Genomic DNA, 13244 nt, shown 5'->3' with positions numbered 1-13244 from the left:
TGGCGATGGACGCAATCGAGGCACGGCTGCGCGCGAGTTTCGCGCGGCAGACGATGATGACGACGCTGGGGGCCGAGATGGCGCGCGCCGCGGCGGGCGAAGTGGTGATCGCCGCGCCCATCGCGCCGCATCTGATGCAGCAGCAGGGGGCGGCGCACGCGGGGCTCGCGTTTTCCATCGGAGACAGCGCGGCGGGCTATGCGGCGCTCTCGGTCCTGCCCGAGGGGTCCAAGGTGGTCACGGTCGAGATGAAGATCAACCTGCTCGCCCCCGCGGTCGGCGCCCGGCTGGTGGCCGAGGGGCGGGTGGTCAAGGCCGGCCGGCGGATCGTGGTGGTGGCGTCCGACGTCTGGGCCGAGGGGCCTGCGGGGCGCAAGCAGGTGGCGACGATGCTCGGGACGATGGTGCCGGTCGAGGCGTGAGCCGCCTGCGCCCGTCGCGGGCGGGTTTTGGGCCATAAAGAAGGCTGACGCTAGGGCGGACGTGCGGCGGGTGCGGTCGGGCTGATCGGCAGCGGGCTCCGGGCTGACGGATCGGGCCGGGCCCGTCTGCGAGGACGGCGCCGTGTGTGGGGACCGGGCCGGGTGTGGGGCCGGGGCCGCGTGCGGGGCAGGGGCCGCCTGCCGGGCCGGGCCACAAGGCGGTTGTTTGACGCGAGGGCTGCCCGATCGCGCACCTAAAGCTGTTGCCGCGGCCACTCTAAACTGCGGCCGCACTCGCCCACTCGGTTGGCGATCGGTCCGGGGCCCTGCGACCGCGCGTCCGGTTGACGGTCGGGGCCGGGGCGGCGAGGGTGGGGCGGTCCGAAGCGAGGGCTGACCGATGCCGCACTGGCCGCTGGCGTTGCGCCTGATCCTGACCGCGGTGGTGTTCTTTGCCACGGCGGCCGCCTTTGCCACCGGGCAGATGCTGCTCGCGGTGCTCGGCGTCGTGGCCTGCGCCGTGGCGTTCCAGCGGATGTTCATGACGCTTTGAGCGGCGGCTCAGCTCCACCCCGCTGTTCACGCCGCCCGCCGCGCACGGGTTTTGCAGCCCGGCCCTGAGCGGCTGCACCGGGACGGCCGCACGGTCGGCTTCGGGGTTGCCGATCCGGCGGCAGGTCGCCGGGACCAGCCTCGATGATGCCGATGCGGCGGCCCAGCGGGTGCCAGGGTTTGGCCGATTATCTCGATGCCCCGCCCCGGCCAAGATCGGCCTCTGGGCGACGTTGCTGATGGAGGGCGCAGACCCGGATCGGTCTGCGCCGATGCGGGCGCACCGGATTTAGCGTCTCAATCCGGTTCGTCGCACGGCTGGCGTCCACCCCCGCTCACCGTCGGCTGCCCCGAGCCGCGCGCGTCGGACGCGGCGGGCATCCACGCCATCGTGCGGGCTTTCCTGCTGCACAAACGTCGCGCAGCGCGTCAGCGCTGGCATGAGCGCCCCCCCCGCCGCCCCCCTCACCGCCCCCGCTCTGGACGCCGCGGCGGGCGGGGCCTACCACTCGGGCGACGCTCCTCCCCCCGAAAGGTGCCCGCCATGAGCCTCGCCGCCGGCCGTCCCGTGCTTGCCATCCCCGGTCCCTCGCCGGTGCCCGACCGGGTGCTCAGGGCCATGCACCGGCCCTCGCCCGACATCTACGGCGGCGAGCTGGTCGGGCTGAACGAGGCGGCGATGGCGCAGCTCAAGCGACTCGCCGGGACGCGGGCCAACGTCGCGCCCTACATCGGCAACGGCCACGCCGCGTGGGAGGCCGCGAACATCAACCTGCTCGCCCCCGGCGACCGGGCGCTGGTGCTCGTCTCGGGGCATTTCGGCCGCGCCTGGGCGGCGGCGGCCGAGGGGATCGGGGTCGAGGTCGAGATGATCGAGTCCCCGCCCTTCACCGCCCCCGATCCGCAGCGGGTGGCCGACCGGCTGGCCGCCGACCGCGAGGGGCGGATCCGCGCCGTCCTCGTCTGCCAGGTGGACACCGCCAGCTCGGTGCGCGCCGACATCCCCGCGATCCGCGCGGCGATGGGCGACCACCCGGCGGCCTTGGCGGTGGACGCGATCGCCTCGCTCGGCTGCGAGGAGATGCGGATGGACGACTGGGGCATCGACGTGCTCGTCTCGGCCAGCCAGAAGGGGCTGATGGTGCCGCCGGGGCTGGCGTTCGTCTGGTTCTCGGACCGGGTGGCTGCGGGGTGGGGGCGGCCGACGCCCTATTGGAACTGGGGGCCGCGGGCCAACGCGCAGGAGCTGTGGCAGTTCTGGGGCGGCACGCCGCCGGTGCAGCATATCTACGGGCTGACCGAGGCGCTGGCGATGCTGCTGGACGACGAGGGGCTCGAGGCCGCGTGGGCGCGGCACGAGGCGCTGGCGGCCGCGACCTGGGCGGCGCTCGACGCCTGGGGTGCGGGGAGCGCCTGCCGGGCGCAGGTGGCCGATCCGGCGGCGCGGGGGCGGTCGGTGACCGCGGTGGCGCTCGCGGGGGCCGAGCGGCTGCGGCACTGGACCGAGGCCAACGCCGGGCTGACGCTCGGCATCGGTCTTGGTGCGGCCGAACCCGCGGACGCGCTCAGGATCGCGCATATGGGCCATGTCAGCGCGCATATGCATCTCGGCACGCTGGCGAGCGTCGAGGCCGGGATGGCGGCGCTGGGCCTGACCCACGGCCCCGGCGGCACGGCGGCCGCCGCGGCCGAGATCGCCCGGTGCAGCGGCGCGCGCTGAGGCCGGGCGCGCCGCCGCAGCGGCCTCAGTTCGACGGCGGGGTCGCGGGCTTCGGCTCGGGCGTCCCGGCGGGCGAGGGCGTGGGCGTCCCCGCAGGCGAGGCCGCCGGCGTGTTCCCGGCCTCGGCCTGCTCGGCGTCGGTGCGGGCGACGTCGGGCGCGTTCTGCTTCAGCCACTCCTGCATCTCGGCGATCTCGCGCTCCTGCGCGGCGATGATCCCCTCGGACAGCTTGCGCAGCTCGGGGTCCTTGCCAAACTGCAGCTGGATGCGGGCCATGTCGATGGCGCCCTGATGGTGCGGGATCATGCCGCGCACGAAATCCACGTCGGCGTCGCCGGTCGGCGCGACCATCATGCCTTCGTGCATGGCCTCCATCGCCCGGGCGTAGGCGCGGGCGGCGTCGGTTTCGGCCCCCCCGGCGGGTGCGGCGGCGGCGGTGGTGGCAGCGGGGGCCGCGTGCCCGGCGTGGGGATCGGCAGGGGCCGCGGCGGGCGCGGTCTGCGCCAGCGCGGGCCACGCGAGCAGGCTCGCGGCGGCGCCGATCAGTGCCACACGGCGGCGGGCGGCGGGGCGTTGCGGACGGGTCATCTTGCACCTCGGGGTTGGATCAGGTTGCGGAACGGTAACGCCGCCGGGCGGGCTTGGGTGCCTCACGTTCCGGCGAGGCGTCACCCGCGGCGGATCGCCCGGAACGCCGCCGAGGCGAGCCAGCCCGCCGCCATCGCAATCGCCAGCGACATGAGCCCGTACCAGAACGGCTGCTCGATCGCCAAACGGTAGAGCCAGCGTTCCAGCCCCACCTTGCGGACCCGGATCGGGGCCTGGTCATAGTCGATCACCGCCCCGTCGCGGACGAGGAAGATGCGCGCCCGATAGTCGCCCTCGACGAGGTTCGAGGGCATCCGCACGTCGGCCCGGAACAGCGTGTCATCGACGATGTGCACCGCCCCCTCGTCAACGCGGTAGCGCCCCGAGGCGGTGCGCAGGTCCAGCAGCGCCTGGGTGAAAGGGGTGACGTTCTCGACCTCGGCCTCGGCCGACAGCGCCCGGATCGCCAGCGCGGGCGAGATGCGGAAGCGCGTGTCCTCGGCCGGGTCGAGCAGCGCCGGCAGCGGCGCGCTGGTCGCCACGGCATAGAAATCCGGCGCCGCGGCGATCCTGAGCGACTGGGTGTTGATCCAGATCCCGGCGAGCCGCTCTTTCCGGCGCACGGTGACCTGCTGCGAGGGCCCCTCGACCGTCACGATGATGCCGACCGGCCCCGCCTGCGGGGGGGCGTCGCGGCGGATGGCGCCGAAGATGAGGATTTCCGAGCCGGTGAAGCTGGTGGTGATCGAGACGGCGTCCTGCGAGAGCCCGGTGACGATGCGTTCCGGCTCGGGGGTGCCGGGCTCGGCCGGGGCGGGGGCGCGGGCGGGCGCGGCGGGGGCCTCGGCCGGCGCCACCGCGGCGGGCTGCGTCTGCGCCCCGGCGCCACCCGCCAGCAGCGCCAGCAGCACCCCCGCGGCCAGGGCGCGCGCGCCCCTCACGACCGCCCCGGCGCGATCGAGAACAGATGCTCGGGCGGCAGCGCCAGATCGATCGCCAGCCGCGCGCAGACGGCGAGCACCAGCAGCGCCAGCAGCACCCGCAGCTGCTCGGCCCTGAGCCGGGCGCCGAGATGGGTGCCGATCTGCGCCCCCACCACCCCGCCGACGATCAGCAGCACCGCCAGCATGATGTCCACGGTGTTCGAGCTGATCGCGTGCATCAGCGTGGTGAAGGCGCTGACCGCCGCGATCTGGAAGAGCGAGGTGCCGATCACGACCTTGGTCGGCATCCCCAGCAGATAGATCATCGCCGGGACCATGACGAAGCCGCCGCCCACCCCCATCACCGCGGCGAGCACACCGACCGCCAGCCCCACGAGCAGCGGCGGGATCACCGAGATATAGAGGCCCGAGGCGCGGAACTTCATCTTCCACGGCAGGCGGTGGACCCAGCTGTGCCGGTGCAGCCGCCGCCGTACCCCGCTGCGCTTGCGCGCGGCGAGCAGCGCCGACAGGCTCTCGCGCAGCATGGTCAGGCCGATCAGGCCCAGGAAGACGACGTAGCTCAGCTGCACGAACAGCTCCATCTGCCCGACCCGCTGCAGAAGGTTGAAGACCAGCACCCCCAGCGCCGACCCGGCCACCCCGCCCACCAGCAGCACCAGCCCCATGCGGATGTCCACGGTGTTGCGGCGCAGATGCGCCAGCACGCCGGAAAAGGACGAGGCCACCACCTGGTTCGCCCCGGTCGCCACGGCGATGGCCGGGGGGATGCCGATGAAGAACAGCAGCGGCGTGATCAGGAACCCGCCGCCGACCCCGAAGAGGCCGCTCATCAGCCCGACGATCCCGCCCAGCCCGACCAGCGTGAAGGCGTTCACCGAGACTTCGGCGATGGGAAGGAAGATCTGCATGACTGCCCGGCTTTTCCCCATCCTGACGCCGGGCGCGCACAGGGTCAAACCCCGAATGGGTCGCGTGACGCGGCGCACGTGGCCCGGTTGCTTGCGCCAGACCGCGCCGGGGCGCTAAGCAAGTGACGGAACCGGGGGCAGGTCGCCTTTCGGCGGGGCTGTCATGCGCATACTCATCACCAACGACGACGGGATCAACGCGCCGGGGCTCGAGGCGCTGGCCGACATCGCCGCCGAGATCGCCGGCCCCGCGGGCGAGGTCTGGACCGTCGCCCCGGCCTTCGAGCAGTCGGGGGTGGGGCACTGCATCAGCTACGCACACCCGACGCTGATCGCCGAACTCTCCCCCCGCCGCTGGGCGGCCGAGGGCAGCCCGGCCGACTGCGTGCTGGCCGGCGTCGGCGACATCATGGCCGCGGCGCCGCCCGACCTGATCCTCTCGGGCGTGAACCGCGGCAACAACGCGGGCGAGAACGTGATGTACTCCGGCACCGTCGGCGGCGCGATGGAGGGGGCGTTGCAGGGCATCCGCTCGATCGCGCTGTCGCAGTATCTGGGCCCGGCGACGGCGCGGCTTGCGGACCCGTTCGAGAGTGCCCGGGTCCACGGCCCGGGGGTGATCCGAGCCCTGCTCGAGCGTGCCGACTGGGGCGAGGGCGAGGATTTCCCGCTCTTCTACAACGTCAACTTCCCCCCCGTCAGCGCCGCCGAGACCCGCGCCCCGCGGGCCACGACGCAGGGTCGGCGGCAGGGGGTGCGCTTTGCGGTCAAGCCGCAGGTGGCGCCGAACGGGCGGCGGTTCCTCTGGGTCACGGGCGGCGGGCAGGACGCCCCTGCCGGTGCGGGCAGCGACGTCGAGGCGCTGCTCGGCGGGCATGTCGCCGTCACGGCGATGCGGCCAGACCTGACCTGCGCCGCCGCCACCGCGCGGCTCGGCGCGCTCTGGGACGGGGCCTGAGGCGATGGCGCCGCGCCCCGGCCCGGGCAACGGTTTCGACGGCTCGGGCGAAGGGCCCGAGGATGACATCGGCCACGGCCAGGATGCCCCCGGGGCGTTCGGGCTGGACACCGACGCGGACGCCGCCGAGCGGCAGATGCGCTTCGTCTTCCAGCTCCGCTCGCGCGGGGTGACCGACCCCCGCGTGCTGGCCGCGATGGAGCGGATCGACCGCGGCGCCTTCGTCCGCGGGCATTTCGAGGACCGCGCCTACGAGGACACGCCGCTGCCCATCGCCTGCGGCCAGACCATCAGCCAGCCGACGGTGGTCGGGCTGATGACGCAGGCGCTGAACCCGGGGCCGCGCGACACGGTGCTCGAGGTCGGGACCGGCTCGGGCTACCAGGCGGCGGTGCTGTCGGTGCTGTGCCGGCGGGTGCTGACCGTGGACCGCCACCGCCGGCTGGTGGTCGAGGCCGAGGCGCTGTTCCGCAGCCTGGGGCTGACCAACATCACTGCCCGGGTGGCGGACGGCTCGTTCGGGCTGCCCGAGCAGGCGCCGTTCGATCGCATCATGGTGACTGCCGCGGCCGAGGACCCGCCGGGGCCGCTGTTGTCGCAGCTCAAGGTCGGCGGTATCATGGTGGTGCCGGTCGGGCAGTCGGACGCGGTCCAGACCCTCATCCGCGTGACGCGGACCGAGACGGGCTTCGCATATGACGAGATGCGGCAGGTGCGGTTCGTGCCGCTGGTCGAGGGGTTGGGACAGACATGACCCCCGCGAAACGAGGTTGGTGAGGGCAGGCAGATGGTCAGCACGAAAATGCCGCAGCCGCGTACGGCGGCGCGCGCCGATGTGACGGCTCTGGACGAGGGCCGGGGCGGAGTGGCCCGTGGTGCGGGGCGGGTTGGGTCAGGCGGTGAGGCGGTGGTGTCGCGCGGCGCGATATCTGTCGCTTCGGCTTCGATGGTTCTGGCGGCTCGTTTGGCTCAGTTGGCTCCGACGGTTCGAACCACTTCCGCGCCCGCAGATAACGACGGCCGTCGGCTGATGCCGCTCCCCGATCTTGCTCCGCATCACTCTGACGAAATCCCAGTGATCCCGAGCGCGGTCGCTGGCATGGCAGGCGATGTAGTCACCCCTCAGTTCCCTGCCGCTCAGTCCCCCGAGCCCTCTTCCAGCAGTCCGGTCGCCGGCGCCCGGCGCGGTCTTGCGCTGGCAGCGGTGCTGACGCTGGCCGCGTGTGCCCAGCCCGGCGCCCAGCCAGGGGCTCAGCCCGGCGCCGTGGGCGCGGGTCCGGCGAGCTCCGCCGCTGTGCCCGGCGTCGCCATGCCGCAGGTCGCCGTTCCGCGCGTGCAGATGCCGACGCTGCGCTGGCCCTTCGGCGGTGCCGCCGGCGCCGCGCCCGGCGCCGCCCCCGCCGCGGCCGGCACCCCGCAGGTCCGCGACCCCTTCGCCGGTCAGGGCGTGGCGCAGCCGGGCGTCCCCCCGGCCGCGGGAACCCGCGCGACCGCCGCGACGGCCAAGCCCGCGGTCAGCACCCCGGCTACCACCGCGCCCGCGCGCACCCACACCGTCGTCGCCGGCGAGACCGGTTGGTCGGTGGCGCGCAAGTACGGCATCTCGATCCAGGACCTTGCCCGCGCCAACAACCTGCCCGAGACGATGTCGATCCGCGTCGGCCAGCGCCTCGCCATCCCCGCCGGCGGCACCACGGTCGCCGCCGCCGATGCGACGGCGCCGGGCGTCGGCTCTCCCACCCCGCTGCCGCCCTCGGCCGCCAAGCCCCTGCCGGCCGAGCGCACCCAGCCGGCGAGCACCCCCGCGCCGCGCGGCGACGCCCCCGACCTCGGCAAGACCCGCACCGGCGCCTCGGGCAGCGGCAAGTTCGCCATGCCGGTCAACGGCTCGATCGTGCGCGCCTACAAGAAGGGCAGCAACGAGGGCATCGACATCTCCGCCCCCGCCGGCACGCCGGTCAAGGCGGCGGGCGGCGGCACGGTCGCCGCGATCACCCGCGACACCGACGGCGTCCCGATCGTCGTGGTGCGCCACGACGACGGGCTGATGACGGTCTACGCCGGGCTCGACAAGCTGTCGGTGGCCAAGGGCGACCCCGTCAAGCGCGGCCAGTCGATGGGCACCGCCCGCAACAGCGGCGTGGTCCACTTCGAGGTCCGCAAGGGCTTCGACAGCGTGGATCCCGAGGGGTATCTGTAGGTTCTGGGCTCTGGGCTCTGGGCTCTGGGCTCTGGGCTGTGGGCTCTAGGCTCTAGGCTCTAGGCTCTAGGCTCTAGGCTCTAGGCTGTGGGCTGTGGGGGCCGGGTTCTGGGCTCGGGACCTGGGGTTAAGCTTTAGGCTTCGCTCTCGGCTCTCGGCTCTCGGCTCTCGGCTCTGGACAGTAAGCTTTAGGCTCGCTCTAGGCGCTCGGTTCCTGGTTCTTGTCACCCCGGCGGGCACATGGTGCTCACTCAGCGCTTCCCACCTTCTGCGCGGTCGCAGTCCCGCTCCGCAATCGTCATCCCCCTCCCCGCCGCTAGGCACGGACCGGCAGGCCAAGGCGCTCGTTCGCTGTGTTCTGACGCAATAGTTCCGCACGGCGTCGAGCCGGATTGCGTCTGACACACGGACAGAAGCTCCAACCAGCGAGCCAGCACCGCGGCCACACTCCGGGAGCTAAGGACCCTCGAAGCGTCGAGCAGTTCGCCAGTTGACGCACAGCCGAGGCCCGACGCAGTGCGCCAGCTCCGCTGGTGCTCTCAGACCGCGAGGCCCAACACCTCATCAGAACCAGGCCACGGACCGTTACGCGAGGGTTTCGCCGACCCGACCGCTCGCCCAGTGCGCGGTCAATCGCCAGTCCGACAACTAAGAAAAGCCGTCTTTGCCGCGCCGGAGGGTCGCGCCGGAGCCGCGTGCGGCATCAGCGTCGCCCCGACTGTGCCTTGTCAGCGGAGGTCGCGGCCGAACGCCTCGGTCAGCGCCGCGGCGAGTTCTTCGCGGACGACACGCCGCAGTTCGGTGTCGATCTGCTGGCCGATCTCGCCGCGCATCTCGTCGCGAATCGCCTCGCGCAGAAGCTGGCGGAGGGGGTGGGCATCCATGGAGGGCTCCGGTTGGGCAGGGTTGGTCTGGTCTTCGGTCTGCTGCTCCGGCGTCGCGGGCGACGCCGGAGTGGTTTGTGGCGCGCCAAGCAGATCCGGCACGGCCAGCGGGTCGGGGCTGGTGGAGGTGAGCGGGCCGCTTGCCGAAGGCATTGGCGCTAAGAGAGGCGTCGTCGGTGCCGAGGGGCTATCGGGGTGCGGCTGAGCGGCTATTAGAGGCTCGGCGGCAGGGGGGAGCGCAGCGGTGTAGTCGCCGATCGACTGTCCATTCGGCCAAGCATCGGCAGGTTGCAGTGCGGACAAAGGATGGACGTCGGCCCGCTCGACTCTGTGGTTGGTGCCCTGCGCAGCGGCCAAAGGCTCGACGACCGTCAGCATCGGCGAAAGACGGGGACGGTCCGCGCCGGACGTCATCGGCGCGGGATCGGCATGGGGCGACTGCGGTCCGCGTTCGCCGGTGCCCGGCCGGGCGAGCGCGGGGGGGATCAGGGCGTCGGGGCCAAGGCGGAACGGGCCGGGGTTGCCTTGCGGGGTATCGAGCGTAGCCAAGCCCCCGGCGGTGCCGAGGGACGAAGCCATCCCGCCGGATGGCGTGGCGTCAGCGTGGCGCCCGCTGGCGCTGTCGGGGTCTGGCGCGGCTGCCAGGGGCGGATATGCGAAACCCGGAGCAGCCGACGCGTCGGCGCGGCGGGCGGTTGCTGCCAACCGGGCCGTTTCGGCCATGCGGGCGGCGGCGGCCTCGACCGCCTCGGCGAGGGACGAGGTGAGCGCCGCGGTGCGGGCTGGCGAGAGAGGTGGGGCGCTGGTCCGACTGGCCGGGCCCATGGCCTCGTCCGCGGCCGACGCCGCCAACGCAGTCATGGGCGAGGTCGCCGTTGGCTGAGCGACAACAGGCGTTTCGCTCAGAGTTGTTGTCGCTGTGGGAGTGGGCGCGTCGGGCAGTGGCGCAACGTGCGGTGCTGTGCTGGGCAGGGCTGCGCCGCTCCATGGATCGATGGGCGATACGGCAACAGACGACGTCCCGAGAGGCGTTGCCGCCGCGAGGGAGGGCGCGACGGGGTGTGCTGCGGCGGGCGAAACTGCGACGGGCGGTGCGGTGTCAGGCGAGGCTGCGTCTGGCCGTGCTTTACCGGGCGGTGCGAGATGAGACGCAGACGGCGGAGCGGGAAGAGAAGCGGCCGCGAAAGGCGATGCGGAGAAGGGGGGCTCGGCCACGGCAGTTACCGGGGGGGAAGATGCTCCGTCGGGTGTCGCGGCGTCGCGGGATTGCGCCAAGGGCGAACCTCTGAGCGGCGATGCCCCGTCGGTCATAGCGGCGGCTGGTGAAGCCGCTGACGGCAATGCATCGAGGGGCGATGCCGCCGCCGTTGCGGGCGAAGCTCGGAAGGGCGGGGTCGAAGGCACTCCGGGCCATGCACCAGCAGGCGCGGCCTCTGAGGACGTTTCCGATCCGTGCGACGCCGCCGGCTGAACCGACGCACCAATGGGCGAAGCACCGAAGGGCGAGCCAGCGACAACGGACGCACCCGGGTTCGACGCAGTCTCCACCTCAGCCGGCGCCACGCCCGGCCCCCGCGCGTCCCACTCCGCTCCCCCCGGCGCAGAAGGCGCCGTGCCCACAGACCCCTCGCCCCGTCCCGCCGGCTCGAGCCGCAGCGGCGGCTCGGCGCCCGCAGCCCGCCCCGAAGGCGCGGCGTCCTGGGCGATCAGGCGCCGGATCGAGGCAAGCACGTCGCCGATGTCCTCACCCCGCCGGCTGCGCGGGCGGTCCAGCCGCAGCGGGTCGGTCATCGCCCGCTGCCCTGAGAGAGGTCAGTTCCGCGGCTTGCCCGGATCGCGGCCGATGGCGCGCAGCACCCGGTCGAGATTCTCGCCCTGGGTGCTGGTATAGGGCGCCTCGCGCACCGCGTTGTAATAGGCCGAAGGGTCATAGGTCGGGACTCCCAGCTTGAGGTCTTTCACCGTCAAGAGTCCCATAGCGGCCAAAAGTTGATAATGTGCTAACTGGAGATTGGCTTCCGCCGTGATCTTGTTCGCCCGCGCCTCGAGCAGGTTCTGCTCGGCGTCGAGCACATCGAGCGTGGTGCGCGCACCCAGCGTCGCCTCTTCCCGCACGCCGTCATAGGCCTGCTGCGCGGCCGAGATCTGCTGGTCGATGGCGCCGATCTGCGCGCGGGCCACGTCGATGCTGGCCCAGGCCTTGCCCACCGCCTCGGCCACCTGGCGCGAGGCGTTGAGCAGCGCCGAGCGCGCGGCGTCGCGCTGGGCCATCTGCTTGCGGTGCGCGGCCGGCAGGCGGCCGCCCGAGTAGATCGTCTGCTTGGCCTCGATGCTGCCCGAGAGCGTCGTGGTCGTTTCAGGGTCGCCCAAGCCGAAGATCGTCTGCTGCGGCCGCCGCGTGGTGCCGAGGCCCAGCGAGCCCGTCACCTCGGGGCGGCGCTCGGCGGCGGCGGCGGCCACGCCCAGCTCGGTCGCGGCCACGGCGCGCTGCGCCTGGCGGATCGCGGGGTGGGTCTTGACCGCCGTGGCGCGGGCCGACTCGAGCGACTTCGGCCGCTTGGGTAGCGGCGGCGGGGCGTCGAGCTTGCCGGGCTTGCGGCCGACCGCGGCCGTATAGGCCTCGCGCGCGACGGCGAGCTGCCCCTCGGCTGCGGCCAACGAGGCGCGGGTGGCGGCCAGCTGCGCGTCGGCCAGCGCCACGTCGGTGGTGGTGATCTCGCCCACGTCGAAGCGGTCCTGCGCCGCCTGCCGCTCGCGGCCCAGCAGTTCGACCGAGTTGCGGTTCAGCGCCACCTGCTGCTCGGCCGAGCGGACCTCGAGGAACGCCTGCACGGCGCTCAGCAGCACGTCCTGCTCGACCGCGATCAGCGATTCGCGGGTCGAGAGCACCTGCTCCTTGGCGATGTCGATGGCGAGCTGGTTGCGGCCCCAGTCATAGAGCGTCATCTGCCCGACCAGCTGGACGGTGTCCGAGACGATCTCGACCCCGTCCGAGCGGGTGAAATTGTGGCTCGCCACCCACTGCACGACCGGGCGCAGCGCGGCGGTGGCGCTGGCCACATCCTCATCCGCGGCCCGCAGCAAGGCGCGGTTCTGGTCCAGCAGCGCCGAGTGGCGATAGGCCGCCACCATCGTGTCGGCGAGCGATTCGGCCCAGGCGGGCACCCCGCCGAGCGCCGTCCCCAGGGCGAGGACCGCGGCGAGGGTGCGGCGGCGCATCACAGGACGAACCCCGGGCGCCGGGCAAAGCCGGGGAGGAGCGGCGCGGCGGCGTTGAAGGCCATGCGCCAGTCGATCCGCCCGTCGAGCTTGCGGCCGAGCCGCACGACCCCGAGCGCGCCCTCGCGGAACAGGGCGACGATCCGCCCGCCCTCGGCGAGCTGGTCCGCGATCGCCTCGGGCAGCTCCTCGATGCCGCCGCCGACGAGGATCGCGTCATAGGGGCCCTGCGCGGCCGCACCTTCGGTCAGCCGGGCCTGCACCACGGCGACGTTGTCGGCGCGGGCGGCGGCGAGACGCTCGGTCGCGGCGGCGGCCATGTCGGGCAGTTCCTCGACCGCGACCACCGCCTGCGCCATCCGGCCCAGCACGGCGGCGGCGTAGCCGTAGCCGCAGCCGAGGTCGAGCACGAGCTCGGTCGGCTGCACGTCCAGCGTGTCGATCATCTTGGCCAGCGTCCGCGGCTCGAGCAGGACCCGCCCGTGGCCGAGGTCCACGTTGTCGCCGACATAGGCCACGTCGCGGCGTGAGTCGGGCACGAAATCCTCACGCGGGATGTCGAGCATGGCGGCGATCACGGGGTATTTGGTGACATCGTTGGGGCGGACCTGGGTGTCCACCATCATCATGCGGCGCTGTTGGAAATCGGTCATCGCGGGCCATCCGGCTGTCGTGTCGGCTCGTCTTGCCACGATTGGCGGCGCGGGGCAACGGCGGGCAGGTGCGGGGGCTGCGTGACCGGACGGCGCGGGGTGCGGGCGACGGGATCGGTGCGGCAGCGCGTCCGGTTCCCTTCGCGGGCGCGAGCGGGCAGGATGGCGCCCGGCGCGGCCTGCCTGCGCCGC

12 protein-coding genes are annotated in these 13244 nt (G+C 73.2%); 6 read left to right on the top strand and 6 right to left on the bottom strand.

Annotated features, from left to right (window positions below; translation table 11 throughout):
- Positions 1-5 precede the first annotated feature (5 nt).
- The 3 genes from BLW17_RS10015 (at position 6) to BLW17_RS10010 (ending at position 2694) form a co-directional block, all read left to right on the top strand.
- Positions 6-422: a PaaI family thioesterase gene (locus tag BLW17_RS10015; protein WP_036734358.1), complete on the top strand. Its 417-nt coding sequence runs from the start codon at positions 6-8 to the stop codon at positions 420-422.
- A 400-nt stretch (positions 423-822) separates the two neighbouring features.
- Entirely contained in the window at positions 823-975 is a 153-nt protein-coding gene (locus tag BLW17_RS18130; RefSeq protein ID WP_156116155.1) for a hypothetical protein, read from the top strand.
- A gap of 543 nt (positions 976-1518) precedes the next feature.
- Positions 1519-2694 (top strand): pyridoxal-phosphate-dependent aminotransferase family protein, encoded by a 1176-nt coding sequence (locus tag BLW17_RS10010; RefSeq protein WP_036736932.1) that lies wholly within the window; start codon positions 1519-1521, stop codon positions 2692-2694.
- A gap of 25 nt (positions 2695-2719) precedes the next feature.
- On the opposite strand, the gene copM is transcribed toward BLW17_RS10010, so the two are convergent.
- From copM to BLW17_RS09995, 3 genes are all read right to left on the bottom strand, one after another.
- Positions 2720-3283: a CopM family metallochaperone gene (copM, locus tag BLW17_RS10005; RefSeq protein WP_081969286.1), complete on the bottom strand. Its 564-nt coding sequence runs from the start codon at positions 3281-3283 to the stop codon at positions 2720-2722.
- An 80-nt stretch (positions 3284-3363) separates the two neighbouring features.
- Positions 3364-4224, bottom strand: coding sequence for a TIGR02186 family protein (locus BLW17_RS10000; protein ID WP_244507320.1), 861 nt, complete (start codon positions 4222-4224; stop codon positions 3364-3366).
- Complete coding sequence (locus BLW17_RS09995; RefSeq protein WP_036735792.1) at positions 4221-5138, bottom strand: sulfite exporter TauE/SafE family protein; 918 nt, start codon at positions 5136-5138, stop codon at positions 4221-4223. The genes BLW17_RS10000 and BLW17_RS09995 overlap by 4 nt, the downstream gene beginning before the upstream one ends.
- 163 nt (positions 5139-5301) lie before the next feature.
- Here BLW17_RS09995 and surE point away from each other — a divergent pair, with 163 nt between their 5' ends.
- From surE to BLW17_RS09980, 3 genes are all read left to right on the top strand, one after another.
- The gene (gene surE / locus BLW17_RS09990; protein ID WP_036735795.1) at positions 5302-6096 is read left to right on the top strand and encodes a 5'/3'-nucleotidase SurE; all 795 of its coding nucleotides are present in this window, start codon (positions 5302-5304) and stop codon (positions 6094-6096) included.
- Positions 6097-6100: 4 nt separating this feature from the next.
- The gene (locus BLW17_RS09985; RefSeq protein WP_269429099.1) at positions 6101-6850 is read left to right on the top strand and encodes a protein-L-isoaspartate(D-aspartate) O-methyltransferase; all 750 of its coding nucleotides are present in this window, start codon (positions 6101-6103) and stop codon (positions 6848-6850) included.
- Positions 6851-7405: 555 nt separating this feature from the next.
- The gene (locus BLW17_RS09980; RefSeq protein WP_052176575.1) at positions 7406-8296 is read left to right on the top strand and encodes a M23 family metallopeptidase; all 891 of its coding nucleotides are present in this window, start codon (positions 7406-7408) and stop codon (positions 8294-8296) included.
- 728 nt (positions 8297-9024) lie between these two features.
- Here BLW17_RS09980 and BLW17_RS17785 read toward each other — a convergent pair.
- The 3 genes from BLW17_RS17785 to BLW17_RS09970 all read right to left on the bottom strand — a co-directional run bounded on the left by BLW17_RS17785 (position 9025) and on the right by BLW17_RS09970 (position 13052).
- A complete protein-coding gene (locus BLW17_RS17785; RefSeq protein ID WP_139305972.1) occupies positions 9025-10041 on the bottom strand; it encodes a hypothetical protein in 1017 nt (338 codons plus the stop codon).
- A gap of 951 nt (positions 10042-10992) precedes the next feature.
- Positions 10993-12399, bottom strand: a complete 1407-nt coding sequence (locus tag BLW17_RS09975; RefSeq protein WP_052176576.1) for a TolC family outer membrane protein — start codon at positions 12397-12399, stop codon at positions 10993-10995.
- Positions 12399-13052, bottom strand: coding sequence for a protein-L-isoaspartate O-methyltransferase family protein (locus tag BLW17_RS09970; protein ID WP_036735798.1), 654 nt, complete (start codon positions 13050-13052; stop codon positions 12399-12401). The genes BLW17_RS09975 and BLW17_RS09970 overlap by 1 nt, the downstream gene beginning before the upstream one ends.
- Between the last annotated feature and the right edge of the window lie 192 nt (positions 13053-13244).

The sequence above is a fragment of the Paracoccus sanguinis genome (genome assembly GCF_900106665.1).
Classification (GTDB): Bacteria; Pseudomonadota; Alphaproteobacteria; order Rhodobacterales; family Rhodobacteraceae; genus Paracoccus; species Paracoccus panacisoli.
Note: the sequence above shows the minus strand (reverse complement) of the source record. Positions and strands in the feature narration are given on the sequence as shown.